This window comes from Demequina sp. NBRC 110055 (genome assembly GCF_002090135.1).
Taxonomy (GTDB): Bacteria; Actinomycetota; Actinomycetes; order Actinomycetales; family Demequinaceae; genus Demequina.
The window spans coordinates 104,111-129,912 of record NZ_BBRL01000007.1; the positions used below are offsets into that span (position 1 = coordinate 104,111).

Here is a 25,802-nt window from a genome sequence, read left to right on the forward strand (position 1 = left end):
GAGAGACGTGACCTTCCACCCCGAACTATCCGCCCCGCCGGCTCTCGAACCCGGCACCCTGCGCATCGTCCCGCTCGGCGGGCTCGGCGAGGTGGGCCGGAACATGACGGTCTTCGAGATCGACGGCCGCCTGCTGATCGTCGACTGCGGTGTGCTGTTCCCCGAAGACCACCAGCCCGGCGTCGACCTGATCCTGCCGGACTTCAGCTACATCGAGGACCGCGTCGACGACATCGAGGCGATCGTGCTCACGCACGGCCACGAGGACCACATCGGCGCCGTGCCGTACCTGCTGCGTCTGCGTCAGGACATCCCCATCATCGGCTCGCAGCTGACGCTCGCGTTCATCGAGGCGAAGCTCCAGGAGCACCGCATCAAGCCCGTGACCCTGGCGGTCAAGGAGGGCGGCAGCGAGCAGCTCGGCAAGTTCGGCCTCGAATTCGTCGCCGTGAACCACTCCATCCCCGACGCCCTCGCGGTGTTCATCACCACCTCGGCGGGCACGGTGCTTGGCACGGGCGACTTCAAGATGGACCAGCTGCCGCTCGACGGCCGCATTACGGACCTGCGCGCCTTCGCCAAGCTGGGAGAGCGCGGCGTGGACCTTTTCATGACGGACTCCACCAATGCGGAGTCTCCGGGCTTCACGGCCTCCGAGGTCGAGATCACCCCAGTGCTCGACCAGACCTTCGCGAATGCCACCGGCCGCATCGTGGTCGCGAGCTTCTCGAGCCACGTGCACCGCGTCCAGCAGGTCATCAACGCCGCGCACGCGCACGGCCGCCGCGTGGCCTTCGTGGGCCGCTCGATGGTGCGCAACATGAACATCGCCGCGGACATGGGCTACCTCAAGGTGCCTGCCAACATCCTCATCGACGCCAAGAAGGCCGACGACATGCCGGCCGACAAGGTCGTCTACATGTGCACCGGCTCCCAGGGCGAGCCGATGGCGGCACTCAGCCGCATCGCGAGCCTCGATCACAAGCTGCGCGTGGGCCCCGGCGACCTCGTCGTGCTCGCCTCCTCGCTCATCCCCGGCAACGAGAACGCCGTCTTCCGTGTGATCAACGGGCTGATGCGCCTGGGTGCGACCGTGGTGCACCAGGGAAGTGCGCGCGTGCACGTCTCCGGCCACGCGAGCGCGGGCGAGCTGCTGTACTGCTACAACATCGTGCGCCCCAAGAACGTCATGCCCATCCACGGCGAGGTGCGTCACCTGCTGGCCAACGGCAAGCTTGCGATCAAGACCGGCGTGCCGGAAAAGAACGTCATGTTCGCCGAGAACGGCGTCGCGGTCGACCTGAGGGACGGCGTCGCGAAGGTCGTCGGCGCGGTCGAGGTCCACAACGTGTACGTCGACGGCTCCTCGGTGGGCGAGATCACTGACACCGAGCTGAAGGATCGCCGCATCCTGTCGGAGGAGGGCTTCGTGTCCGTCTTCGCCGTGGTCGACTCCACCAACGGCAAGGTCGTCTCTGGCCCCGAGGTGCACGCTCGCGGCCTCGCCGAGGACGACAGCGTGTTCGACGCGATCCTGCCCAAGATCAAGAGTGCGCTCGAGGAGGCCGCCGCGAGCGGCAAGGCCGACAACCACCAGTTGCAGCAGGTGATGCGCCGCGTCCTGGGACGCTACGTGGGCACCAAGCTGCGCCGGCGGCCCATGATCATTCCAATCGTCATCGAGTCGTAGACCGGTTCGTCACACGCGCGGGGTGGCACCACCCCGCGCGGTCCGTGCGCGAGTACCCTCCGGGAACATGGCATCCTCACGCCCAGCGAGCACCGGCAGCAAGCCCGCGACCAAGCGCGCCCCCGCGAAGGGCTCGGCGAAGGCCGCACCCAAGCAGCAACCGCCCGCGGTGCTGCGTGGCGTTGCGGCCGTGGGCAGGGGAGTGTCGGGAGCCGTCGGCTCCGGTGTGCGTTCGCTCGGTCACGGAGCGCGTGAGGTGAGCCCCGAGGTCCGGCGCGACGGCCAGGCCATCCTCATGGTGATCGCGGCGATCCTGATCGCCGCACGCGAATGGTTCGGTATGACCTCGTGGGCCGGCACGGCCATTCATGTCGTCGTCTCGGGGGCCGTCGGCGCCGTGGCGGTGCTGTTGCCGCTCGTGCTCATCGCGGCCGCGATCAGGCTCTTTCGTGCCCCCCAGGAGGAGCAGGCCAACCACCGGCTGTCGCTCGGCGCCTTCATCCTTCTGCTGACCGTCACCGGCCTCATCGCGATCGCGGAGGGACGTCCCAGCCCGAACGGTGGCTGGGAGGGCCTGCGCGACGCCGGGGGAATCCTCGGGTGGATCGTGGGCAACGGGCTGGCCAATCTGGTGTCGACCCCGCTCGCCGTCGTCGTGCTGAGCCTCCTGACGTTGCTAGGCATCCTCGTCGTCATCGGTTTGCCGCTGCGCGAACTCATCGCGCTGATCCGTGCGCGCTTCACCCGCCATCCCGCCGAGGACGACGACGAGCTCGACCTGCCCGAGCATCGGACGCTCGAGCGCGGCACGTCCGCGAAGGCGCCCACGCGACCCAAGGCACCCAAGGAGCCCAAGAAGCGGCGTAGCCTGCTCGGTCGGCGCGCTGACGAACCCGTGGAGGCCGACCTCGACGAGTACGAGGCCGATCGTGCGTTCGCGACGTCGGTGGCGCTGGCCAGCGCCCCGACCGGCGAGACCGACGTCTACGACGCCGTGCCCGCCGACCCCCAGGCCACGGAGGTGCTCACCACGACCTCCGGACCCGTCTCGCCCTACGCCACCGAGCCCGGCGGCGGCCCCTACGGTGATGGCGCTGGCGACGTGGAGGGTGACGCGTACGAGGACGGCGTCGGGACCGATGTCGCAGACCCGGAGGCCACGGACCACGCCGCACCCGCTACCACCCGGCTCGTCCCGGCGGGGGAGCAGGGCGTGCTCGAGAACGCCAAGCCGTATGTGCTTCCCAGCATGGACTCGCTAGTGCAGGGCGCGCCCCACAAGGCCCGTTCCGCGGCGAACGACCGTGTGGTCGAGGCGCTGACCGCCGTCCTCGAGGACTTTGGTGTGAATGCCGAGGTCACCGGTTTCACCCGCGGCCCGACCGTCACCCGCTACGAGGTCGAGCTGGGACAGGGCGTGAAGGTCGAGCGCATCACTAACCTGTCCAAAAACATCGCGTATGCGGTGGCCAGCCCAGACGTGCGCATCCTGTCGCCGATCCCGGGCAAGAAGGCCATCGGCATCGAGATCCCCAACGTTGATCGTGAGACGGTCGCGCTCGGTGACGTGCTGCGCTCGGGTGCGGCGCAGAAGAACGACCACCCGATGGCGATCGGCATCGGCAAGGACGTCGAGGGCGGCTACGTCCTCGCGAACCTCGCGAAGATGCCGCACCTGCTGGTCGCGGGTGCGACCGGTGCCGGTAAGTCGTCGTTCGTGAACTCGATGATCACGTCGATCCTCATGCGCGCCACGCCCGATGAGGTGCGCATGGTGCTCGTCGACCCTAAGCGCGTCGAGCTCACGATCTACGAGGGCATCCCGCACCTCATCACTCCGATCATCACCGACCCGAAGAAGGCCGCGCAGGCCCTCGAGTGGGTGGTGAAGGAGATGGACATGCGCTATGACGACCTGGCGATGTTCGGCTTCAAGCACGTCGACGACTTCAACAAGGCGGTGCGCTCGGGCAAGGTCAAGCCGCTGCCGGGATCCAACCGCACCCTCACCACGTACCCGTACCTGCTGGTGATCGTCGACGAGCTCGCCGACCTCATGATGGTGGCGCCGCGCGACGTCGACGAGTCGATCCAGCGCATCACGCAGCTCGCGCGTGCCGCGGGTATCCACCTGGTGCTCGCGACCCAGCGCCCCTCGGTCGACATCATCACGGGAACCATCAAGGCCAACGTCCCGAGCCGCCTCGCGTTCGCGACGTCTTCCCTCGCGGACTCGCGCGTGGTGCTCGACATGCCTGGTGCCGAGAAGCTCATCGGCCAGGGCGACGCGCTGTTCTTGCCGATGGGTGAGTCGAAGCCGATGCGCGTGCAGGGTTCGTGGGTGTCGGAGACCGAGATTCACGCGGCCGTCGAGCACACCAAGCGTCAGGCCGATCCCGAGTACCGCGACGACGTCACCCAGGCGGCGACCAGCGCGGTGGTCGATGCGGACATCGGTGACGATCTGGACGACCTGATCGCGGCCGCGGAGCTGGTCATCACCACCCAGCTGGGCTCCACCTCGATGCTGCAGCGCAAGCTCAAGATGGGGTTTGCGAAGGCCGGTCGCCTCATGGACCTTTTGGAGACCAGGGAGATTGTGGGACCCTCGCAGGGGTCGAAGGCGCGCGACGTGCTCGTGAGGCCTGACGACTTGGCCGGTACCCTCGCTATTCTGCGGGGAGAGAGCTCGGCGCCTGTGGGGGGCCAGATGATCGATGAGGAAGCTGAGGACGCACCGTGGGAGGACTCGTAGAGCTGTTTCAACAGCCGGCCGTCGCCGCGACGGCATCGGTGCTTGTCCTCACCCTTGCCGCGCTGACGTTTTTCTTCTTCTGGCGCTCGACGAAGGCTCGCCAGGCGCGCGACCAGGTGCTCGCCCGCGAGAAGCGCATGCAACGCCGCTTCGAGGCGGTGATGTCTTCGACCCGTGACGGCATCCTGATCGTCACCCAATCCGACGAGATCGCGCTCTTGTCCGATGTTGCGGCGTCGGTCCTCGGCGTCTCCCGGGACGAGGCCGTGGGCCGCCCACTGTCGCGACTGAACCTGCGCGCGGTGGACGACCGGGTGCATCCCATCATGTTGCGCCAGGCCTTCGGGATCGGCACGGATGACGCGAAGGCACGCATCGTCGGCGTGCCCGGTCGCCGTGGCGCCGACGACATCCGCTGGGTGCAGGTGCGCGCCCGCGTGGTCCCCGAGGGCCTCGACGATGGCCCCGTCACGGTGGTGACCATCATGGACACCTCGGGCCTGCGTGAGGCGGCGGAGGCCATCAGCCGCTCCGACGCGCAGTTCCGCAAGGCGATGGAGAACGCGCCCGTCGGCATGGCGCTTGTCGACCTCGAGTGGCGACTCATGGAGGTCAACCGCGCGTTCGCTGAGATGATGGGCTCGACCGTCTCCGCCCTGCGAGGTACCCCGTTCACGTCGCTGAGCCACCCCCAGGACCTGCACGCGGAGTCCGACCAACTTCAGCGCCTCTACGAGGGCCACCAGAACCGCTTCAGCGTCGAGAAGCGCTACGTGCGCGCCGACGGCAACGTCGTCTGGGCCGTGCTCGACGTCGGTCTCGTGCGCTACGCCGGCGGTGCACCCGACCACTATGTGGTCCAGGTGCGCGACAGCACCGACGACCGTATGCACACCGAGCTTATGGCGCACCGCGCGATGCATGACCCGCTCACGGGCCTCGCCAACCGCACGCTCCTGCAGGAAGTGCTCCAGGAGGTCCTCGACCAGCCAAACCCCGAGCAATATGTGGGCGTCCTCGCCGTCGACCTGGACGGCTTCAAAGCGCTCAACGACCGGTTCGGTCACGCCACAGGAGACAGCGCGCTGGTCCACGTCGCGGGCGTCCTGCGGGCCGCGACGGCCGGGCACGGCACCGTCGCCCGCACCGGCGGCGACGAGTTCGTCATCGTGGTCCAGCACCAGGATTGCTCGACGACCATGTACGGCATCGCGACGGCGATCCACGACGGCCTGAAGCGCCCCCTGCCGCTCAAGCGCCACCAGGTGCAACTGCACGCCTCGATAGGCATCGCGGTGGCCGACCCGGACACCATCGCCGGCGGCGCCCCCACGCTGCTCAGTGCGGCCGATGCCGCGATGTACCGCGCCAAGCAGACCGGCAAGGCGCGCACCGAGGTCTTCGAGCCGTCGATGCACACGGCGTCCGACACGGCCGCGGCACTCGTGGGAGAGATGTCAGAGGCGATCGAGCGCGGCGAACTGGTGCTGTACTACCAGCCCATTCTCGAGCTCGCGACGCGCACCATCGTCGGCTACGAGGCGCTCGTGCGCTGGCAGCACCCCACGCGTGGACTGCTCGCACCCGGCGCGTTCCTGCCCCACCTCGAGGATCGCCAGGTCTCCACCCAGTTGGGGACCGCGCTCGTGGACCAAGCCGCGAAGTTTCTCGCCGAGGGCCCCAGCCAGCACACGTGGGTGTCTCTGAACGTGTCGGCTGACCAGTTGGGCGACTCCGAGTTCGCCGACCGGGTGCTGTCCGCCATCAGCCATCATCATCTGAGCCCGCAGCGGCTCGTCGTCGAGCTCACCGAGGCCTCCCTGGTGGCGCCCAATACGCGTATCCGTCACGAGCTGACGGAGCTGCGCAACGCCGGTGTGCCGATCCTGCTCGACGACTTTGGCACCGGCGTATCGCCGCTGAGCTATCTGCGCGACCTGCCCGTGTCCGGCGTGAAGCTCGACATGTCGTTCGTCGCCGGCATCCCCGAGGATCCGGCGGGCGCCCGCGTGTCGCGCGCGCTGGGGGCCCTCGCACGCGAGTTGGGCCTTGCCACCATCGCCGAGGGCATCGAGACCGAGGCGCAGGCCGAGTACCTGGCACGGTGTGGCTGGCGTTACGGCCAGGGCTGGCTGTTCGGCGTCGCGCAGCCCGCGCAGGCCGTGACGGAGGCGGTGCCCGTCGTCACGTCTAGCCTCATCGCCCCGCGCCCGTTCGAGTCATCGCCGCTGGACGTGTCCAGGGCCGACGGCTAGGAGGCCGTCGGCGACGCGGACGCCGCCACGGCATCGGCCGTCCTGGCGAGAGGCTCAACGCTCACGGCGAGCGGCTCAGGCGCGTCGGTGAGTTCGGGGGCGGACTCGCCGAGCGCCGCCGCAACTCGGGCGTGACGCGCGCGGGCCTCGGCGGCGTCCATCGTTCCCGCGCCGTCGTCCACAATGTCGCTCAAAACGTACATGCGGTGCCCGTCGAGCCGGTCGACGGTGATGGCGGTCCACGACGCGTCGACCTCGACGGGGCCGTCGGCGGGCACTGTGAAGGTCGCGTTGAGCAGTGCCCCAGCATTGGTGTCCGCCACGCAGCACTGCGTGCCCTGGTTCGACAGGAAGTTGCCCAGCCCAAAGGCCGTCCACATCCCCTCACCGGACGGGCCGCCGTTTAGCAGTTCCAGCGGCTGAGGCACGTGCGCGTGGTGGCCGATGTAGACGTCGACCTCGCCGGAGTCGGCGATCGCCTGGGCGAGTGCCCGCTGAGCCTCGGTGGGCTCGGTGCGGTACTCGACGCAGCAGTGCACGGATGCGAGCACGATGTCGGCTCCCTGCTCGCGTGCGCGGGCGGCGGCGTCGATGATCGGCTGGGCGTCGGCGGCGTTCGCGTCGAAGGTGTTGACCGACCATGGCTTGCCCTCGGGCTTGGGCAGGCCGTTCAGCCCGTAGGTATACGAGACGTTCGCCACGGTCACGGCGGCATCGACGCCGCGAACCTCGTACATCTGGGTGACGGCCGCCTCGTCCTCGGTGCGTGCGGTGCCAGCGAAACCCAGGCCCGCCGCCTCCAGGTCGTCGAGCGTGACCTCGAGTCCCGCGAATCCGCGGTCGACCGAGTGATTCGACGCCGTCGAACACCCGTCGAAGCCCACCGTCGTGAGGCTCGGCACGATCTCCTCGGGCGCGGCAAAGACCGGATAGCCCGACGCCACGCCATCGGGCGCGACGGGGGTCTCGAGGTGGCACAGCGCGAGGTCCGCGCCCGACGTCCATGCGCTCACGCCCTCCATCAGCGGCGCAAAGTCGATGCCGGCGTCGGTGGTGGCCGAGCGCACCACGGGGGAGTGCGGCAGGACGTCGCCTCCGGCGACGAGGGTGAAGGTGACGGGCTGGTCGGGGGTGGGCTCCGGCGTCGCGGTTTGAGTGGGGGTGGGGGTAGCGGTGACGGTGGCCGATGCCGCGGCTGGCTGTGTCGCGGGCGACGACCCGCCAGGCACGGCCGTGGCGACGCCCACGGCGCCGCCCGCCACGAGTGCGGCCAGCACGCCCGCCGCGAACGCCGCCGCCACGGTCCACGGGGCACGGACGGTCCGGTGGGTCGCGCGTAATGCCATGGTGGACATGATGACAGGCCGGCCGGTGGCCTCGGGGTCGGCCGCCTGCGGCTAGGGTGGGGCGCGTGACCGGATCCGTGCCGAACGCGCTCACCGCGTTGCGACTGCTCGTCGTGCCGATCGCCGTAGTCCTTCTCGTCGTCGACGACGGGGCCGACGGTCCGGCACGCTGGTGGGCGCTCGTGCTCGTGGCGTTCGCGGCCGCGACCGACTGGCTCGACGGCTATCTCGCACGGCGCTGGGAGGTCGTGTCGGGCTTCGGCAAGCTTGCCGACCCGATCGCCGACAAGGCCCTGGTCCTCGGCGTCTTGGCGTGCCTCGTGGTCGTCGACGGCATCCCGTGGTGGCCGCTTGCCATCCTGGTCGTGCGCGAGGTGGGCGTGACCATCGGCCGGCTTGCGGTGGCCTCCCAGGTGGTGATCCCGGCCTCCCGTGGGGGCAAGATCAAGACGACGCTGCAACTCACCTCGCTGCTGATGTTCCTGCTGCCGGGCGCTCCGGCGTGGTGGGACGCCATCGCATGGTGGGTGCTGGTCGCTGCCGCGGTCGTGGCAGTCGTCACCGGGATCGACTACGCGCGCACCATCCGTGCGGCCAACCGGGCGCACCGCGACGGTACGGCCGATGCCGACGCCTGACACCGCGCCCGCCGGGGCCGACCTCGCGGGCCTGGTGCTCGCCGCGGCGCGTGCCAGGTCAGAGACGGTCGCCTGCGCCGAGTCGTTGACCGGTGGCGCGCTCAGTGCCCGGCTGATCGAGACCCCTGGAGCTTCGGAGGTCGTACGTGGCGCCATCGTGGCCTACCAGCTCGATGTGAAGACGCTACTGCTCGGGGTCGAGCCCGGTCTCTTGGACGACCCGGGTCCCGTGAGCGAGGAGGTCGCACGCGCGATGGCCACGGGGGTGGTCGCCGCCTGCGGCGCCACCGTGGGGCTCGCGACAACCGGGGCGGCGGGGCCGGAACCCCACGGCGGGCGCGCCCCGGGGACTGTCTGTGTGGCGGTGGCGTACCGCGATCGCGTCGTGTCACACACCGTCGCGATCGAGGGCGATCGAGCCGAGGTGAGGCGGGGGGCGGTCGATGCCGCACTCGCCCTGGCGCTTGAGGTGCTCGGCGAGGCCGCGTAGGGCTTCTGGCACTGGGGAACACAACTGGGGTACCCTGCGTTTCTACAGGCGTGATCAGTAATGTCATGTCCACGCCGAATGTGAGGAGGGGACGCATGCCCGTTTTGCGCACCGAGATCGGAGATGTGCTCCGCGACGCTCGCCTGACCCAAGGCAAGACGTTGCGCGACATCTCCTCCGGAGCCCGGGTGTCCCTTGGTTACCTCTCCGAGGTCGAACGCGGCCAGAAGGAGGCGTCGTCCGAGTTGCTCGCGTCGATCTGCGAGGCCCTCGACGTGCCGATGTCCGCGATCCTCCGCGAGGTCTCCGACCGCTTTGCGACCGCCGAATCCCTCGAGGGCGTCGCGGTGATGCCGTCGATCCCCGACACCGTGCCGGAGCTGCTCGGCGAGTTGCGCTCGCGCTAGTGCGGCTGAGCGAATTCTGGGAGCTCGCCGACGACGTCTTCGGTGCGGCCTCCTCCCGTAGCCTCGCGCGCGATCTCGCGCTCGACCGCTTCGAGTCCCGTACCGTGAACGAGGCGCTCGCCGACGGCGAGGCTCCGCGGGACGTGTGGCACGCCTGGTGCGAGCAGATGGAGATCCCCGCCATCCGCCGCGACGGGGGCGACCGCAGCCGCATGGTGCCGCCGCCGCGCTGACCGAAGCCCGTGACCCGGGGCGACAGTGACGCCCATGTCCACCTGACGGCGCGTCGCGCTTGCCTCGAACAGATGTTCGATTACTGTGGTGCACAGGAACTCCTCAGGAGTGGTCGGCGCCCCGTGGGTCGACGGCTCCCGTCGCGATGTCACAGGCGCCCCGTAGCGTCAGGCACGTACCGCACGCCACGGCAGGGATGCCACGAAAGACAAGGACCAGACATGGCACAGGCAGCAGACCGCTCGAAGGCACTCGAGGCCGCGCTCGGGCAGATCGACCGTCAGTTCGGCAAGGGCTCCGCCATGCGTCTGGGGGAGCGCAAGACCGTCGCCGTTGAGGCGATCCCCACCAGCTCCCTCGCGCTCGACATCGCGCTCGGTATCGGCGGGCTCCCGCGCGGCCGCATCGTCGAGATCTATGGCCCCGAGTCGTCCGGTAAGACCACGGTCGCGCTCCACGCGGTGGCCAATATGCAGAAGCAGGGCGGCACGGCGGCGTTCATCGACGCCGAGCACGCGCTCGACCCCGAGTACGCCCGCAAGCTGGGCGTGGACATCGACAACCTGATCATCTCGCAGCCTGACACCGGTGAGCAGGCGCTGGAGATCGCCGACATCCTGGTTCGCTCGGGCGGTGTGGACATCCTCGTCATCGACTCGGTTGCGGCACTGGTGCCGAAGGCCGAGATCGAGGGCGAGATGGGCGACAGCCACGTGGGACTGCAGGCACGCCTGATGTCGCAGGCGCTGCGCAAGATCACCGGTGCGCTCAACACGACCGGCACCACGGCGATCTTCATCAACCAGCTGCGCGAGAAGATCGGTGTGTTCTTCGGCTCGCCCGAAACCACCACGGGTGGAAAGGCGCTGAAGTTCTACGCCTCCGTGCGCCTCGACGTGCGCCGCATCGAAACCCTCAAGGAGGGCACCAACCCCGTGGGTAACCGCACCCGCGTCAAGGTCGTCAAGAACAAGATGGCCCCGCCGTTCAAGCAGGCGGAGTTCGACATCCTCTACGGTCAGGGCATCTCGCGAGAAGGCGGCATCATCGACCTGGGAGTGGAGCACGGCTTCGTGAAGAAGTCGGGAGCCTGGTACACGTACGGCGGCGACCAGTTGGGACAGGGCAAGGAGAACTCCCGCACGTTCTTGAAGGACAACCCGCAGTTGGCCGACGAGATCGAGCTCAAGGTCAAGCGCAAGCTGGGCGTCGGCATGGCCGCCGAGGACCCCGACGCCGAGGGTGCCGCGGACGAGTCCACGCAGGAGGGCGCCACCTTCTAATGCCGCGCGCACCGCGGGCTGACGCCTCGTCGCTCGACCCCGCCGAGCGGGCCAGGGAGATCGCACTGCGTCTCTTGACCCACTCGGCGCGGTCGCGTGCACAGCTGCGTGAGGGGCTCGTGTCGCGCGACGTCGACGAGGACCTCGCGGACGAGATCGTCGCGCGCTACGAGGAGGTCGGCCTCCTCGACGATGGCGCGCTCGCCTCGACGATCGCGCGCACCCGCCACCAGGAACGCGGCAAGTCGCGCCGGGCCATCTCGCAGGAACTTGCGCGCAAGGGCTTCGACGCGGCGCACGTGGACGAGGCCCTCGCACAGATTTCGGATGAGGACGAGTACGAGGCCGCTCGCGCGCTGGGACGTAAGCGATGGGATCAGTTGGCGGGAGTCGACCACGACGCCCGCGTCCGCCGGGTTGTCGGCATGCTGGGCCGCAAGGGCTACTCGCCGTCTGTGGCCTTCGCTCTCGTGAAAGACTTCTCGCGTGCCGATGACATAGGCGCGTAGTGTGACCTGACACGGAAGAAGGGCGGTGCCACAGTGGCGCAGTTGATCGCGACGGTGGCCACCCTGGTTCTGCTGCTCGTCTCCCTCCTCCTGGTCTTTTACGCGCGCCGCGAGGCCGAGGCGATCCGCCGTTCCGTCACCTCCGAGACCCAGGGCATGCGCGAGGAAGCCCGCGATCTGGTGTCTGAGGCTCAGCGGCGTGAGGAACGTGTCGCCCAGCGCGAGAAGGACCTGGCTGCCGACCAGCGCGCCGCGCAGACGTATTCGCGCGCGCTCGAGGAGCGAGCCGCCGTGGTCGCGCGTGACGAGCGTCGCGTCGCCGGCGATCGCGAGCTCATCGCCCAGCAGACGCGCCAGGCGCTGGCCGAGGTCGCAGGCCTCAGCGCTCAGGAGGCGCAGGAGCAGTTGCGCGCGCGGGTAGTTGCGGCCGCGAAGGACGACGCGCGTGCCGACGTGCGCCGCATTGAGCGTCAGGCCAAGAGTTCCGCCGACCGCCGGGTGCGCGAAATCCTCGTGGGTGCCATGCAACGCCAGGCGGCGCGCACCTCCGCCGAGGCGGCCGCCACGTGGATCGACCTTCCCAGTGATGACATGAAGGGCCGCATCATCGGTCGTGAGGGCCGTAACATTCGCGCGTTCGAGTCGATCACGGGCGTGAACGTGCTGGTGGAGGAGGGCGTCAACGCCGTCCAACTGTCGTCGTTCGATGTTGAGCGCCGCGAGATCGCCGAGGTCACCCTGCGCGACCTCATCGACGACGGTCGCATCCACCCCCACCGCATCGAGACCGCCTATCACCAGGCGGTGGCCGATGCCGATGCGCGTCACCTCGAGGCCGGTCTGGACGCCGTCGAGGCCGCGGGAGTCCGCGGTATCCCGGAGGACGTCGTGATGACCCTCGGTCGCCTTCGTCTGCGCAGCAGCTACGGCCAAAACGTCCTGAGCCACCTCGTCGAGGCCGCGCAGATCGCGGGCGACATCGCTCGCGAGTTGGGCGCCGACGTGGAGCTCGCCACCCGTGCCACCTTCCTGCATGACATCGGCAAGGCCTTCACCCACGAGCGGCCCGGCACCCATGCCTCGCTGGGCGCGAGCTACATGCGCGAGCACGGCGAGAGCGAGGACGTCGTCAACGCGATCGCCGCCCACCACGACGAGGTGGAGCCGCAGACCCTCGAGGCGCTCATCGTGCAGGTGGCGGATGCGATTTCCGCGTCGCGCCCCGGCGCGCGCCGCGACGACGCCGATGCGTACATCGAGCGCATGGAGAACCTCGAGACGCTCGTCGCCGACCATCACGGCGTGTCGAAGGTCATCGCGATGGCCGCGGGTCGCGAAGTGCGCGTGGTCGTCGAGCCCCACGAGGTCGACGACGAGGGCGTCGAGTCGCTGGCGCGTACAATTGCTGAGCACATCAGCAGCGACTTCAGCTTCGCTGGAGAGATCAGAGTGACCGTGGTCCGCGAACTTCGCGCCGACGCGGTCGCAGGGTAGGCATGACAGACACCGCAGCAGCACCGACGTACCTCGTCCGCACCCTTGGGTGCCAGATGAACGCGCACGACTCCGAACACATGGCCGGACTCCTCGAGGGAGCGGGCTACGCCGCCGCGCCCGCAGGGACGGACGTCGCCGACGTGATCGTGATCAATACCTGCGCGGTGCGCGAGAACGCCGCCACGCGCCTCTACGGAAACCTCGGCCAGCTCGCGTCGGTCAAGGCGCAGCGACCCGGGATGCAGATCGCCGTGGGCGGCTGCCTGGCCCAGAAGGATCGCGGCGAGATCGTCGAGAAGGCTCCGTGGGTCGACGTGGTCTTCGGCACCCACAACCTCGACGTGCTGCCCGCGCTGCTCGACCGCGCTCGTCACAATGCCGCGGCTCAGGTCGAGATCGAGGAGTCGCTGCAGGTGTTCCCCTCGACCCTCCCGAGCCGCCGCGACTCCATCGCCAGTGGCTGGGTGTCCATCTCCGTGGGCTGCAACAACACGTGCACCTTCTGCATCGTGCCGTCGCTGAGGGGCAAGGAACGCGACCGCCGTCCGGGCGAGATCCTCGCCGAGGTCCAGGCGCTGGTCTCCCAGGGCGTGGTGGAGGTCACCCTGCTGGGCCAGAACGTGAACTCGTACGGCGTCGAGTTCGGTGACCGCGGCGCCTTCGCCAAGCTCCTGCGCGCTTGCGGCGAGATTGAGGGCCTCGAGCGCGTCCGCTTCACCTCGCCCCACCCCGCCGCGTTCACGGACGACGTCATCGACGCGATGGCGGAGACCCCCAACGTCATGCCGAGCCTGCACATGCCCTTGCAGTCCGGCTCGGACGCTGTGCTGCGTGCCATGCGACGCTCGTACCGGTCCGCGAAGTTCCTGGGCATCCTTGAGCGCGTGCGTGAGCGGATGCCCGATGCCGCCATCACGACCGACATCATCGTGGGCTTCCCCGGTGAGACCGAGGAGGACTTCCTCGAGACCATGCGCGTGGTCGAGGCCTCGCGCTTCTCGTCGGCCTTCACCTTCCAGTACTCGCCGCGCCCGGGTACCCCCGCCTACGACCTGCCCACCATTCCCAAGGAGGTCGTGCAGGAACGCTTCGAGCGCCTTCACGCGCTCCAAGAGCGCGTCTCCCTCGCGGAGAACGAGCGTCAGGTCGGTCGTACGGTCGAACTCCTGGTGCTCGACAGCTCCGGCAAGGACTCCGGTGGACGCAAGGACGCCGAGACGTCCCGGCTGTCGGGACGCACCCCCGGCAATGTCCTCACGCACTTCACCGTGCCCGACGGCGCCGAGACACCGCGCCCGGGTGACCTGGTCACCGTCGAGGTCACCCACGGCGCCCCGCACCACCTGATCGCCGACTCGGGGCTCGTCGGAGGCACGTATGCCGTGCGCCGCACCCGCGCGGGCGACGCCTGGGACTCCGTGCAGGCAGGCGAACACTCGCACGGCACCGGCGGATGCGGCGACGCGTGCGGCACCGGCGCCGGCGGTGGGGTCGGGGGACCGGTCGGGCTCGGCATGCCGAGCCTGCGCCGCGCCGACGCCTCAGCGTGAGCGAGGAGGCCGCCGCGGCATCGGCCGGTGTCCAGGCGCCGCCGGTGATCGCCGTCGTCGGCTCGACAGCCACGGGTAAGTCGGCGATCTCCCTCGCGCTGGCCGAGGCGCTCGACGGCGAGATCGTCAACGCCGACGCGATGCAGTTCTACCGCGGCATGGACATCGGCACGGCGAAGCTGACCGTCGCGGAGCGCCGCGGCATTGCTCACCACCAGCTCGACACGCTCGCCGTGACCGAGGACGCGTCGGTTGCACGGTTTCAGCGCGAGGCGCGCGCCGACATCACCGCGATTCAGGCGCGAGGACACACCCCCATCGTGGTGGGCGGCTCGGGGCTGTACCACCGCGCCCTACTCGACCGCTTCGAGTTCCCGCCGACGGACCCGCGGGTGCGCGCGAGGCTCGAGGAGCGTGGAGACGTCGAGGGGCCAGGCATCCTCTACCGCGAACTGCTCAAGGCCGATCCCGACGCCGCCGCGAGCATCGGCCCGTCCAACACCAAGCGCCTCGTGCGGGCCCTCGAGGTGATCGAAATCACCGGACGGCCGTTCTCGTCGGGCCTGCCGCGCCACGAATACGAGGTGCCGGCGATCCAGATCGGGCTCGAGCTCGCGCACGACATCCTCGATCCCCGCATCGAGGCACGCGTGGACGCCATGTGGGCCGGCGGCCTAGTCGAGGAGACGCGCGGGCTCGTCGAGCGGGGCCTGCGCGAGGGAACCACCGCCAGGCGCGCCGTCGGCTACGCGGAAACACTGCGCCACCTCGACGGGGAACTCGACGCGGCTGAGGCCCGCGCCCTCATCGCCCAGCACACGCGCAGGCTCGCGCGCAAGCAACGTCAGTGGTTCCGTCCCGACCCCCGGGTGACGTGGATCGCGGCGCCGGTCGACCATCACGACGTCGCACGCGCCGCCGCCGACGCGCTGGCCGTCGTCGAGCGCGGCGCCGGTAGCCTGGGCGCATGACTGAGCTGCGCTTCACCAAGGGCCACGGCACCGAGAACGACTTTGTGCTGCTCCTGGACGAGCGCGGCGAGATCGACCTCACCCCCGAGCTGGTGCGCTTCCTCACGAACCGTCGCGCGGGCGTGGGCGGCGACGGCGTCATCCGTGCCGTGCGCGCCGAGGCGCTCCCCGCCGGCACCGTGCCCGGTGCCGACGCGCTGCCCGCCGACGCCTGGGTCATGGACTACTGGAACTCCGACGGCACCACGTCCGAGATGTGCGGCAACGGCGCACGCGTGTTCGGGGCGTTCCTGGAGTCCGCGGCCGGCGTCGACGTCTCCCAGGGGCTCGACTTCGGTACCCGTGGCGGCCCTCGCCGCGTGACCGGGCTGGGCGGCGGACGCTACGCGATCGGCATGGGCGGCTACGCGCTCGGCGAGGGCGGTTTCGACTCGACGGTCGAGGCACGGGGCTTGACCCCCGCGCGCCCGGGGCTGTCCGTGGACGTCGGCAACCCCCACCACGTGGTCGCGCTGGCGTCCTCTGCGGAGCTTGACGAGCTCGACCTCACGGTCGCTCCCGTCGTGAGTCCCGCGCCGCCGGCCGGCTCGAACGTCGAGTTCGTGGTGGCCCTCGGCGAGGCCGAGGTCGCCGGCGAGCGTCGCGGTCGCGCACGCATGCGCGTCCACGAGCGCGGCTCGGGCGAGACCCGCTCGTGCGGCACCGGCGCATGCGCCGTGGCGTTGGCGGTGCGATCGTGGGCCGGCCCTGGCGCCCCGGACGTGTGGGATATCGACGTGCCCGGCGGCACCGTCACGGTGCGAATCTTCGCCGATCACACCGTGCTTGAGGGCCCCGCCGTCCTGGTGGCCGCTGGCGCGGTCACGCTGCGTTAGTCGCGCACGAGGCGCAGCACGCGGAAGCCCTTCGCGGAGCCGACCTTCTCGATGCGTCCCCAGCGCTGGCCGTCGGCGTCTCGCTGCGAGGCGATCCAGGTCGTCAGCGAGTCCGCTCCCAGGTTCTTCTGGACCACCAGGTGAGCCTCGCCGCTGGGCGTCAGGCGCGGAAGCCATTGCGTGAGTAGGTCATGAAGCGCGTCCTTGCCGATGCGGATGGGCGGGTTGGACCAGATCGCATCGAAGCGGCGTTTGGCGGGCACGTCGTCAGGTTCACATGCCTGGATGGCTCCGGCGGCGCCCAGGCGGGCCGCATTGCGCTGCAAGAGGTCGAGCGCGCGGCGGTTGACGTCGACCGCGGTGACCTTGACCTCGGGCTTCAACAGCGCCGCCGTGAGCGCGAGCGGGCCCCATCCGCAGCCCAGGTCGAGCAGCCGCCCGTCCGGCGGCGGGGGAAGGTGACGCAGCAGCACCTGGGTGCCCAGGTCGAGGTGTCCGGGGGAGAACACCCCCGGGGCGGTCTCGAGGTCCATCTCGCGACCCGCGAGGTTCACCCGGATCAGCCGGCGCTCATCCGCCGAGGCCGGCTCGGCGGTGAAATAGTGGTCGGTCATTCCTGCGAGGGTACAGAAACCTTGCTGGTTCGTGTCGCCGTGCGGTGAGACAATGGACGGAGCATGACAGACGACCGCGACGACATCGCAGACCAGAACAACACCGCACGCGCCGAGGCGACCCTTGAGCGCGTGCTTTCGCGCGCCGGCACGGCCGTAGCCGAAGGCGCCACCGCGCACACCGACTACGACGGCGACCAGTTTGACCGCGAGGAACGCGCCGCGCTGCGCCGCGTCGACAACCTGTCGACCGAACTCGAGGACATTACCGAGGTCGAGTACCGCCAGCTGCGTCTCGAGAAGGTCGTGCTTGCAGGGCAGTTCTCGCGTGGCACCTACGCCGAGGCGGAAATCGGCCTGCGCGAACTGGCCGCCCTCGCCGAGACGGCCGGCTCCGAGGTCCTCGACGGCGTCCTGCAACGCCGCCCCCACCCCGACCCCGCCACCTACCTGGGTCAGGGCAAGGCCAAGGAACTCGCGGACATCGTCAAGGCCGTGGGCGCGGACACCGTCGTCGTCAACGACGACCTCGCCCCCTCGCAGCGTCGCGCGCTCGAGGACGTCGTCAAGGTCAAGGTCATCGACCGCACGGCGCTGATCCTCGACATCTTCGCCCAGCACGCCAAGTCCCGCGAGGGCAAGGCGCAGGTGGAGTTGGCGCAGCTCGAGTACCTTTTGCCGCGCCTGCGCGGCTGGGGTGAGTCCATGTCGCGTCAGGCCGGTGGCCGTGTGGCCGCCGGTGCGGGCATCGGCTCGCGCGGCCCCGGTGAGACCAAGATCGAACTCGACCGCCGCCGCATCCGCACCCGCATGGCGCAGCTGCGCCGTCAGATCAAGGGGATGGCCCCCGCCCGCGAGGTGCGCCGCGCCAACCGCACGGCGCTGCCCAACGTCGCCATCGTCGGCTACACGAACGCGGGCAAGTCGTCCCTACTCAACCGCGTTACGGGCGCGGGCGTGCTGGTCGAGAACGCGCTGTTCGCGACCCTCGACCCCACCGTGCGCCGCTCGTCGACCCCGGACGGTCGCGCCTTCACCGTGTCCGACACGGTCGGCTTCGTGCGCGACCTGCCTCACCAGCTGGTCGCCGCGTTCGCGTCGACCCTCGAGGAGGTCGCCCACGCCGACCTCATGCTGCATGTGGTCGACGCCTCCCACCCCGACCCGGAGAGTCAGATCTCCGCGGTGCGCGAGGTCCTTTCGGATGTGCCCGGCGCCGACCAGGTCAAGGAGGTGCTGGTTCTCAACAAGGCCGACATCGCCGAGCCCGAGACACTGCTGCGCTTGCGCGCGCGCCGCGAGCCCACGATCGAGGTCTCGGCGCTGACCGGCGAGGGCATCGACGACCTCATGGAACTCATCGCGCGCGAGCTGCCGCGACCCGCGATCAAGATCGACCTCACCGTGCCCTACACGCGTGGCGACCTGGTGAGCGAGGCCCACCGTCACGGCGAGATCCTGTCCGAGAGCCACGAGGCCGACGGCACGCGCCTGGTCGCCCTGGTCGACGAGGCCCTCGCGGCACGCCTGCAGGCCGCGGCTGACGCCGCGTGAGTGGGGCCGATGCCGTGGCCGGCTCGGCGACCAAGCCCACCCAGGCGGCAGGTGACGCGACGGCTGAAGCCGCGCCGGCATCGGCCGCCGAAACCGAGGCGGTGCGGCTACTCGACCGTGCCGTGGGCGCGCTCGGGGGAGCGCGACGCGAGGGCCAGACGCGGATGGTACAGGCCGTGGAGCGTGCCCTGTCGGGCAAGGGGCACGCGCTGATCCAGGCGGGCACCGGCACGGGAAAGTCGCTCGGCTACCTGGTGCCGGCGGTCGCTCACGCCGCGCGCGAGGGCCAGCGCGTGGTGGTCTCGACGGCCACCCTCGCCCTCCAGCGCCAGGTGTTCACCAAGGACATCCCGCTCGTCCTGGACGCCCTCGAGCCCGAACTGGGAGAGCGCCCCCGTGCGGCCCTGTTCAAGGGGCGCTCGAACTACCTGTGCAAGCACAAGCTGGCCGGCGGCTACGGCGAGCCTGACGAGGACATGCTGCCCATCGTCGCCGGCCCGACGAGCGACCTGGGCCGCGAGGTGGCGCGCCTGCACGAGTGGGCGGACGAGACCGAGACGGGGGACCGCGACGACCTCGTGCCAGGCGTCTCGCACCGCGCCTGGGCGCAGGTCAGTGTCAGCGGGCGCGAATGCCTCGAGTCGAAGTGCCCGGCGCTCAAGGAGTGTTTCTCGCAGCGGGTGCGAGACCAGGCGGCCGATGCGCACGTGGTGGTGACGAACCACGCGGTGCTGGGCGTGCAGGCCGCGAGCCACGACATGCTCGGCGAACACCACGCCCTGATCGTCGACGAGGCTCACGAACTGGTGGGACGCATCACGGGGGCCGCGACGCACGAGCTGACGGTGGCGCGGGTGGACCGTGCCTCGAGCGCGACCCGCCGCGTGGGTGTCACGACCGAGGACCTCGACCGCGCCGCGCGGGCCCTTGATGCCGCGCTGGGAGACGCACGGCCGGCGCGGCTGCGCCAGGGGCTGGGCGAGGAACTCGCCGCCGCCGTCGAACTGGTGCGCGGCGCCGCCCGCGCGGCCCTCAGCGCCGTGCAGAAGGCGACCAAGGACACACCGGAGTCGAAGACGCCGGGCGACACGGCATCGGCCACCGCCAAGATGGCCAGCGCCGCCCTCCAGGAGATCCACGACGTGTGCGAGGAGCTCGCGGGCGAACACGGCCGGTACGTGATCTGGCTCGCACCGCCCGACGGCGACTACGAGTCTGAGCGCGCCGAGCGCATCGTGGCCGCGCCGCTCGATGTCGCCGGGCTGATCCGTGAGCGGCTGATCGACGAGCGCTCGTCGGTGTTCACGTCCGCGACGCTCGCCCTGGGTGGCAACTTCGACGCGATGGCGCGACACCTCGGGATCGACGACCCCGAGACCCTCGACGCGGGTAGCCCCTTCGACTACGGCAAGCAGGGCATCCTCTACGTCGCCAAGCACCTGGAGCGCCCGGGCGCCGGAGGCATCTCCGCCGAGGCCCTCGACGAACTCGCGGCACTCATCGAGGCCGCGGGAGGGCGCACCCTGGGACTGTTCTCGTCCCACAGGGCCGGCCAGGCGGCCGCCGAGGCGATGCGCGAGCGACTCGACGTTCCGGTGCTCTATCAACTGGACGACCAGCTGCCGACCCTTGTCGAGCAGTTCAAGGCCGACCCGCGCGCGTGCCTGTTCGGCTCGACGTCGCTATGGCAGGGCATCGACGTGCCCGGCCCCACCGCATCGCTCGTCGTGATCGACCGCATCCCGTTCCCGCGCCCCGACGAGCCCATTTCGCAGGCGCGCACGGAGGCAATCGCCCAGCGCGGCGGCAACGGCTTTATGGCCGTCTCCGCGACCCATGCTGCGCTCCTCATGGCGCAGGGCGCGGGCCGACTCATCCGCGCGCACGACGACAGGGGAGTCGTGGCAGTCCTGGACTCGCGCCTCGCGACGGCCCGCTACGGCGGCTTCCTCGCGCGCTCCATGCCGGAACTGTGGCCCACCACGGACCGCGCCACCGTGCTAAGCGCGCTACGGCGACTCGACGAGTCCGCGAGGGCCGCCGGTCGCTAGCAGGGGCGTTGCCCGCCTAGATGCGGCGCATCACCGAGACGACCTTGCCCATGATCGAGGCGTGGGTGCCGTCGATGGGGGTGTAGGCGGGGTTGTGCGGCATCAGCCACACCTGGCCGTCGCGGCGGCGGAAGGTCTTCACGGTGGCCTCGTCGTCGAGCAGCGCCGCGACGATGTCGCCGTTCTCGGCGGTGTGCTGACGGCGCACCACCACCCAGTCGCCATCACAGATGGCGGCGTCGATCATCGAATCTCCGGTGACGTTGAGCATGAACAGCTCGCCCTCACCCGTGAGCTGACGCGGCAGCGCGAACACATCCTCGACGGCCTGGTCTGCCAGGACCGGCCCACCGGCGGCGATGCGGCCCACGAGCGGCACCATCGAGACGTCCTCGCGGCCGTCAGGGTGGGACGCGGCAACGGGTTCGGGGGAGGAGGCCGATGCCGTGGCGGGCTCGGTCTCCGGCATCACCACTTCGATGGCGCGGGGACGGTGGGGATCGCGACGCAGGTAGCCCTTGGTCTCGAGCGCCGTCAGCTGGTGCTTGACCGATGACGTGGACGTGAGTCCCACGGCCTGGCCGATCTCGCGCATCGACGGCGGGTAGCCGCGTGACTCGACCGAGTCGCGGATGGTCAGGAGGATGCGGCGCTGACGCTCGGTCAGCGGACCGCCCGACGTGTCAGGGAACTCGTGGATGGTGGCGCCCGCCTCGGTTCGCTCTGCCATGTCTCCTCCTTGCGCGGCGTCGTGCCCGCGGTCGATGTCAGACCCCTCTGGTGTGCTGACACCCATGACGCTAGAGCAGAACACGCACCGAATCAAACACATGTTCGAGCGTGTCTTGTCAGCGCAGGGTTCCAGTGCTACAAATAGAACACGTGTTCGACGAACATATGTTCGAATGGAGGATGACATGACCGCGTACGCCGCTTCTTATGCACCGACCGCGTTCCGTCCCGCACGGGTGGCCACCGCGCAGCCCGCCCGCCCGGCACGTACCGAGCGCGGCTCCTCGCTGCGCCTGCACCGCATCGACACGCCCGTGGCGCGCCGTCGTCGCCGCACCCTTGCGGCCGTCGTGGTGGCGATCGCGGTCGCCATCGTCGGCCCTCAGGCCGTGGCCGGCGACGAGCCGGGCACTCCCGTCGCCTTCGATACTTACGCCGTCGCGCCTGGCGAGACCTTGTGGTCGATCGCGGCCGACCTCACCCCGGCGGGCGAGGACGTGAACGAGACGGTGTTCGCCATCCAGGAACTCAACGCGAAGTCCTCGTCGGCGTTGCGCGCAGGCGAGCAGCTGCTCATTCCCGCGCTCGACTAGGCGCGACCTCGAGGGCGCGTGATGGGCGCTGCGAGACAGCGGCGCCATCCGTGGGAAAGTAGTGCCATGCACTGCCCGTTTTGCCGGAACCCCGATTCCCGCGTGGTCGACTCTCGCACCGCCGACGACGGCGCGTCCATCCGTCGGCGCCGCGAGTGCCAGGAGTGCGGGAGGCGGTTCTCGACCGTCGAAACCGCAAGCCTGACGGTCCTGAAGCGCAACGGTGTCGCGGAGCCCTTCAGTAGGGAGAAGGTGGCGTCGGGTGTGCGCAAGGCGTGCCAGGGACGTCCCGTCTCGGATGACGACCTCGCGCTGCTTGCTCAGCGCGTCGAGGAGGCGATCCGTGCGCAGGGCACCGCGGAGATCGACGCCACCGACATCGGCCTTGCGATTCTGCCGCCCCTGCGCGACCTCGACGAGATCGCCTACCTCCGGTTTGCGAGCGTCTACCAGGGGTTCAAGACGCTCGACGACTTCGAATCGGCAATCTCGCAGTTGCGCGCGGAGGATCAGGCGGCTGAGGCCTCGTCCCACGAGTAGCCGCGTGCCCGCGCAGCGGGAAGCCCGTCACGAACCGCGGCGACAGGTATCCGCGGCGGCTCGGATCGAGTTCGATGGCCCACTGCTGAGGTGAGTGCGCGTGTGCGAGCGCGGCGTAGGAGCGCACGAGGGCGTCGATAAGCGTGGCGCCGTGCAGGGTGAGCGCTGCTCCCAGGTCGCTGCGCCGCCCCCACGCGGTGCTGCGGGCGAACGGGTTGCGTGAGGCGTCCCTAGCGCTTCTTCTTGGGGCGAGGCTTGCCCTTGCGTCCGCGCGGCGGCGGGGGAGCGGACTTCTTCGTGCCCGGCGCCTTCTTGCGCGGGTTCGGATTGGGCTTGCGTTCGCGTCCACTCGAGCCGGCCCGCTCGTCGCTCCCGGGAGGGTGTTGACGGTTGGGCGCGCCACCTGCGGTGGAGGAGCGTCCGCTAGCGGAGCGTCCGCCATTGCGGCCCGCACCACCAGACTGCCGCTCGCGCGGTTCCTCGTCGCGCCCACGCGTGGCACGCCGAGGATCGCCGGCGCCGCGCGTCGGTGCCTTGCGGTCGCCGCGTGCACTGTCGCCGCGCGCACTGCCGCCCGCGCTGTCGCCGCGCTGACGGTCACGACGATCGTCGTTGCGGTCGCGCCGCGGCGCGGTCGTGCCATGCTCGCCACGACGTTCGCCGCCCCGCGTTCGGTCGCTCGTGCGGCGCGTGTCGTGGTCAGTGTCGTGGCGCGTGCCGCGCTGGCCCCCTCGAGCGTCAGTGACGGGCGCACCGGACGGCTCACGCGCACCGGTCAGAGCGTCGATCATCGCGAGCGTCTCCGCATCGGCCTCGCGGACCTTGCGAAACAGCGGCTCGATGCCCGTGGCGTCCACGATGCGGTCCATGGCCTTGCGTTGGTGGGGCAGGGCAAGCGTGACCACCAGGCCCTCGGCGCCGGCGCGCGCGGTGCGCCCGGCACGGTGGGTGTAGTCCTTGAAGTCCGATGGCGGGTCCAACTGGAGCACCAGGTCGACGTCCTCGATGTGGAGCCCCCGAGCGGCGACGTCGGTGGCGACGAGGACGGGCGCGCGGCCGGACTTGAACGCCGCGATGGCGGTATTGCGCTCGTTCTGTTCCTTGTCCCCGTGCAGAGCGATGGCGTTCACACCGGCGCTGCGCATCTGCTCGGCTACCCGGTCACAGGCCATCTTGGTGCGCACGAACACGATCGTGCGGCCCCGGCGCGCGGCAATGCGAAGGGAGACCTCGTACTTGAGGTGCGGAGCGATGTTGAACACGACGTGGCGCATGGCGGCGTCGTCGCCCGTTGTCACGTCGTGGAGCACAGGCTCGTTCATGTGCTCGTCGATCAGCCGATCCACGTCGCCGTCGAGCGTCGCGGAAAACAGCAGATGCTGGGCATCCGAGGGGACGTCGGCGAGGATCTCCTCGATCTCCGTCATGAAGCCCATCTCGGCCATGTGGTCGGCCTCGTCCAGCACCACGATCTGGGTGGCCGAGGTGTCGGCATGGCCGCGGCGCACCAGGTCCGCGAGGCGGCCGGGCGTCGCGATGACGAGCTTCACCCCGCGCTCGAGCGCGGCGATCTGCTTGGGCATGGACAGGCCGCCTGCCACCAGCTTGAGCGATACCTCCATGGTGTGCGCGAGGGGCTCGAGGGCATCGTGAACCTGGATGGCGAGCTCACGCGTGGGCACGAGCACGATGGCGTGCGGCTTGTGGGCACGCGGGCGCCCCGTCTCGGCCAGCCGTGCGAGCACCGGCAGGCCAAACCCGAGCGTCTTGCCCGAACCGGTCCGGGCCTTGCCCAGCACGTCGAAGCCCGCCACCGCGTCGGGAATCGTCGCGGCCTGAATGGGGAAGGGCGTGGTGATGCCGGCGCCCGCGAGGGCGCGCACGAGCGCGTCGGGAAGACCGAGCTCGGCGAAGGAGACGGTGGCGGGTGAATCGGCCCCGGTCAGGACAGCACCCGCAGGCGCACGGTGCCGTCCATGGCTCCCAGCGCGGCGACGGCCTCATGCGTGAGGCCCGCCGCGATGTCGGTGACCACGTAGCCCAGCTCGCCGCGCGTGGCCAGCAGCTGGCCCTCGATGTTGACCGAGTGCTCCGCGAACACGCGGTTGACGGCGGCCAGCACACCGGGCACGTTGAGGTGCAGGTGCGCGATGCGGTGGATGCCAGGGGCCTGGTCCAGCTGCAGGTTGGGCAGGTTCACGCTGAGTGACGTGGAGCCCTTCTGCACGTAGTCGCGCAGGCGCGTGGCCACAAAGATGCCGATGTCGCGCTGGGCCTCCTCGGTCGAGCCGCCGATGTGGGGCGTGAGGATGACGTTGGGGATATTCTGCAGGGCCGAGGTGAAGGGATCTCCCTTCTTCTTGGGCTCCTCGGGGAACACGTCGATGGCCGCGCCGCCGATCGCGCCGGACTCCAGACCCTCGCGCAGCGAGTCGACGTCGACGATGAAGCCGCGCGAGAGGTTGAGGAAGATGGCGCCGGGCTTCATCGCCTCGAACTGCTCGCGGCCAAAGAAACCGCGGTTGCCCGAGCGGCCGTCGACGTGAAGCGTGACGACATCGGCCTCTGCCAGCAGCGCCTCGAGCGAGGGCATGCGGGTCGCGTTGCCCAGCGCGAGCTTCTCGGCGGCGTCGTAGAAGATGACGTTCATGCCCAGGGCCTCGGCGACGACGGACAACTGCGAGCCGATGTTGCCGTAGCCGACGATGCCGAGCGTGCGGCCGCGGATCTCGTGCGCGCCGTCGGCGGACTTGTTCCACACGCCCTCGTGCATGAGCTTCTGGTGCACGGGCAGGCGACGGGTCAGCGAGATCATCTCCGCGACCGCCATCTCCACCACGGAGCGGGTGTTCGAGAAGGGCGCGTTGAAGGCGGCGATGCCCTTCTTCGCGGCGGCCTCCAGGTCGATCTGGTTGGTGCCGATCGAGAACGCGCCGACGGCGATCAGCGAGGGCGACGCCTCGATGACGCGCTCGGTGAGCATGGTCTTGGAGCGGATGCCGAGCAGTTCGACGCCGTCGAGGGCCTCGATCAGTTCGTCCTCGTCCATCGCGCCGGCGTGGTTGATGACCTCGATACCAGCCGCCTCGAGGATCTCGGTGGCGGTGTGGGACAGGTTCTCCAGAAGAAGTGCTCGCACGGCGCCCATCTTTGCGTACCGGACCCCCTGTTACCAACTCCACACGATCGTGACCGGGAGCGGCGGCCACCGCGTGGGA

The 25,802-nt window shown here is 69.9% G+C and carries 22 protein-coding genes; 17 read left to right on the forward strand and 5 right to left on the reverse strand.

Going from position 1 to position 25,802, the window contains the following annotated elements:
- Nucleotides 1–7 precede the first annotated feature (7 nt).
- From B7K24_RS08655 to B7K24_RS08665, 3 genes are all read left to right on the forward strand, one after another.
- Nucleotides 8–1,690, forward strand: a complete 1,683-nt coding sequence (locus B7K24_RS08655) for a ribonuclease J (protein WP_084129938.1) — start codon at nucleotides 8–10, stop codon at nucleotides 1,688–1,690.
- Nucleotides 1,691–1,757: 67 nt separating this feature from the next.
- Entirely contained in the window at nucleotides 1,758–4,445 is a 2,688-nt protein-coding gene (locus B7K24_RS08660; protein WP_084129939.1) for a DNA translocase FtsK, read from the forward strand.
- Nucleotides 4,430–6,700: a bifunctional diguanylate cyclase/phosphodiesterase gene (locus B7K24_RS08665; protein WP_084129940.1), complete on the forward strand. Its 2,271-nt coding sequence runs from the start codon at nucleotides 4,430–4,432 to the stop codon at nucleotides 6,698–6,700. The genes B7K24_RS08660 and B7K24_RS08665 overlap by 16 nt, the downstream gene beginning before the upstream one ends.
- On the opposite strand, the gene B7K24_RS08670 is transcribed toward B7K24_RS08665, so the two are convergent.
- Nucleotides 6,697–8,046: a CapA family protein gene (locus B7K24_RS08670; RefSeq protein WP_084130035.1), complete on the reverse strand. Its 1,350-nt coding sequence runs from the start codon at nucleotides 8,044–8,046 to the stop codon at nucleotides 6,697–6,699. The two genes, B7K24_RS08665 and B7K24_RS08670, sit on opposite strands and share 4 nt — an antisense overlap.
- Nucleotides 8,047–8,111: 65 nt before the next feature.
- Here B7K24_RS08670 and pgsA point away from each other — a divergent pair, with 65 nt between their 5' ends.
- The 10 genes from pgsA (at nucleotide 8,112) to dapF (ending at nucleotide 16,500) form a co-directional block, all read left to right on the forward strand.
- Nucleotides 8,112–8,684: a CDP-diacylglycerol--glycerol-3-phosphate 3-phosphatidyltransferase gene (gene pgsA / locus B7K24_RS08675; protein ID WP_200808315.1), complete on the forward strand. Its 573-nt coding sequence runs from the start codon at nucleotides 8,112–8,114 to the stop codon at nucleotides 8,682–8,684.
- On the forward strand, nucleotides 8,671–9,174 hold the full coding sequence (locus tag B7K24_RS08680; RefSeq protein WP_084129942.1) for a CinA family protein: 504 nt from the start codon (nucleotides 8,671–8,673) through the stop codon (nucleotides 9,172–9,174). Before pgsA ends, B7K24_RS08680 begins: the two co-directional genes overlap by 14 nt.
- Before the next feature lie 95 nt (nucleotides 9,175–9,269).
- The gene (locus tag B7K24_RS08685) at nucleotides 9,270–9,581 is read left to right on the forward strand and encodes a helix-turn-helix domain-containing protein (RefSeq protein ID WP_084129943.1); all 312 of its coding nucleotides are present in this window, start codon (nucleotides 9,270–9,272) and stop codon (nucleotides 9,579–9,581) included.
- A complete protein-coding gene (locus B7K24_RS08690; protein ID WP_084129944.1) occupies nucleotides 9,581–9,814 on the forward strand; it encodes a DUF3046 domain-containing protein in 234 nt (77 codons plus the stop codon). The genes B7K24_RS08685 and B7K24_RS08690 overlap by 1 nt, the downstream gene beginning before the upstream one ends.
- A gap of 222 nt (nucleotides 9,815–10,036) precedes the next feature.
- Nucleotides 10,037–11,098: a recombinase RecA gene (recA, locus tag B7K24_RS08695; RefSeq protein WP_084129945.1), complete on the forward strand. Its 1,062-nt coding sequence runs from the start codon at nucleotides 10,037–10,039 to the stop codon at nucleotides 11,096–11,098.
- The gene (locus B7K24_RS08700) at nucleotides 11,098–11,607 is read left to right on the forward strand and encodes a regulatory protein RecX (RefSeq protein ID WP_084129946.1); all 510 of its coding nucleotides are present in this window, start codon (nucleotides 11,098–11,100) and stop codon (nucleotides 11,605–11,607) included. The genes recA and B7K24_RS08700 overlap by 1 nt, the downstream gene beginning before the upstream one ends.
- Nucleotides 11,608–11,640: 33 nt before the next feature.
- Nucleotides 11,641–13,101 (forward strand): ribonuclease Y, encoded by a 1,461-nt coding sequence (gene rny / locus B7K24_RS08705; RefSeq protein WP_084129947.1) that lies wholly within the window; start codon nucleotides 11,641–11,643, stop codon nucleotides 13,099–13,101.
- A gap of 2 nt (nucleotides 13,102–13,103) precedes the next feature.
- Nucleotides 13,104–14,654 carry a tRNA (N6-isopentenyl adenosine(37)-C2)-methylthiotransferase MiaB gene (gene miaB / locus B7K24_RS08710; RefSeq protein WP_084129948.1) on the forward strand — a complete coding sequence of 517 codons (1,551 nt, stop codon included), beginning with the start codon at nucleotides 13,104–13,106 and terminating at the stop codon, nucleotides 14,652–14,654.
- A complete protein-coding gene (gene miaA / locus B7K24_RS08715) occupies nucleotides 14,651–15,625 on the forward strand; it encodes a tRNA (adenosine(37)-N6)-dimethylallyltransferase MiaA (protein ID WP_234986639.1) in 975 nt (324 codons plus the stop codon). Before miaB ends, miaA begins: the two co-directional genes overlap by 4 nt.
- Complete coding sequence (dapF, locus tag B7K24_RS08720; protein WP_084129950.1) at nucleotides 15,622–16,500, forward strand: diaminopimelate epimerase; 879 nt, start codon at nucleotides 15,622–15,624, stop codon at nucleotides 16,498–16,500. Before miaA ends, dapF begins: the two co-directional genes overlap by 4 nt.
- Here the strand turns inward: dapF and B7K24_RS08725 are convergent.
- Nucleotides 16,497–17,114 (reverse strand): class I SAM-dependent methyltransferase, encoded by a 618-nt coding sequence (locus B7K24_RS08725; RefSeq protein ID WP_084129951.1) that lies wholly within the window; start codon nucleotides 17,112–17,114, stop codon nucleotides 16,497–16,499. The two genes, dapF and B7K24_RS08725, sit on opposite strands and share 4 nt — an antisense overlap.
- Before the next feature lie 63 nt (nucleotides 17,115–17,177).
- On the opposite strand from B7K24_RS08725, the gene hflX reads away from it, so the two are divergent.
- Nucleotides 17,178–18,668: a GTPase HflX gene (hflX, locus tag B7K24_RS08730; protein ID WP_084129952.1), complete on the forward strand. Its 1,491-nt coding sequence runs from the start codon at nucleotides 17,178–17,180 to the stop codon at nucleotides 18,666–18,668.
- Nucleotides 18,665–20,719, forward strand: coding sequence for an ATP-dependent DNA helicase (locus B7K24_RS08735; protein ID WP_304441534.1), 2,055 nt, complete (start codon nucleotides 18,665–18,667; stop codon nucleotides 20,717–20,719). The genes hflX and B7K24_RS08735 overlap by 4 nt, the downstream gene beginning before the upstream one ends.
- 16 nt (nucleotides 20,720–20,735) lie before the next feature.
- Here B7K24_RS08735 and lexA read toward each other — a convergent pair whose 3' ends face one another.
- Nucleotides 20,736–21,449 carry a transcriptional repressor LexA gene (lexA, locus tag B7K24_RS08740; RefSeq protein WP_084129954.1) on the reverse strand — a complete coding sequence of 238 codons (714 nt, stop codon included), beginning with the start codon at nucleotides 21,447–21,449 and terminating at the stop codon, nucleotides 20,736–20,738.
- 187 nt (nucleotides 21,450–21,636) lie between these two features.
- Here lexA and B7K24_RS08745 point away from each other — a divergent pair, with 187 nt between their 5' ends.
- Together B7K24_RS08745 and nrdR are read left to right on the forward strand one after the other, a co-directional pair.
- Entirely contained in the window at nucleotides 21,637–22,044 is a 408-nt protein-coding gene (locus B7K24_RS08745; protein WP_084130036.1) for a LysM peptidoglycan-binding domain-containing protein, read from the forward strand.
- Nucleotides 22,045–22,110: 66 nt separating this feature from the next.
- On the forward strand, nucleotides 22,111–22,584 hold the full coding sequence (nrdR, locus tag B7K24_RS08750; protein ID WP_084129955.1) for a transcriptional regulator NrdR: 474 nt from the start codon (nucleotides 22,111–22,113) through the stop codon (nucleotides 22,582–22,584).
- Between the two features lie 230 nt (nucleotides 22,585–22,814).
- On the opposite strand, the gene B7K24_RS08755 is transcribed toward nrdR, so the two are convergent.
- Entirely contained in the window at nucleotides 22,815–24,467 is a 1,653-nt protein-coding gene (locus B7K24_RS08755; RefSeq protein ID WP_084129956.1) for a DEAD/DEAH box helicase, read from the reverse strand.
- Between the two features lie 59 nt (nucleotides 24,468–24,526).
- Nucleotides 24,527–25,732, reverse strand: a complete 1,206-nt coding sequence (gene serA / locus B7K24_RS08760) for a phosphoglycerate dehydrogenase (protein ID WP_084129957.1) — start codon at nucleotides 25,730–25,732, stop codon at nucleotides 24,527–24,529.
- Between the last annotated feature and the right edge of the window lie 70 nt (nucleotides 25,733–25,802).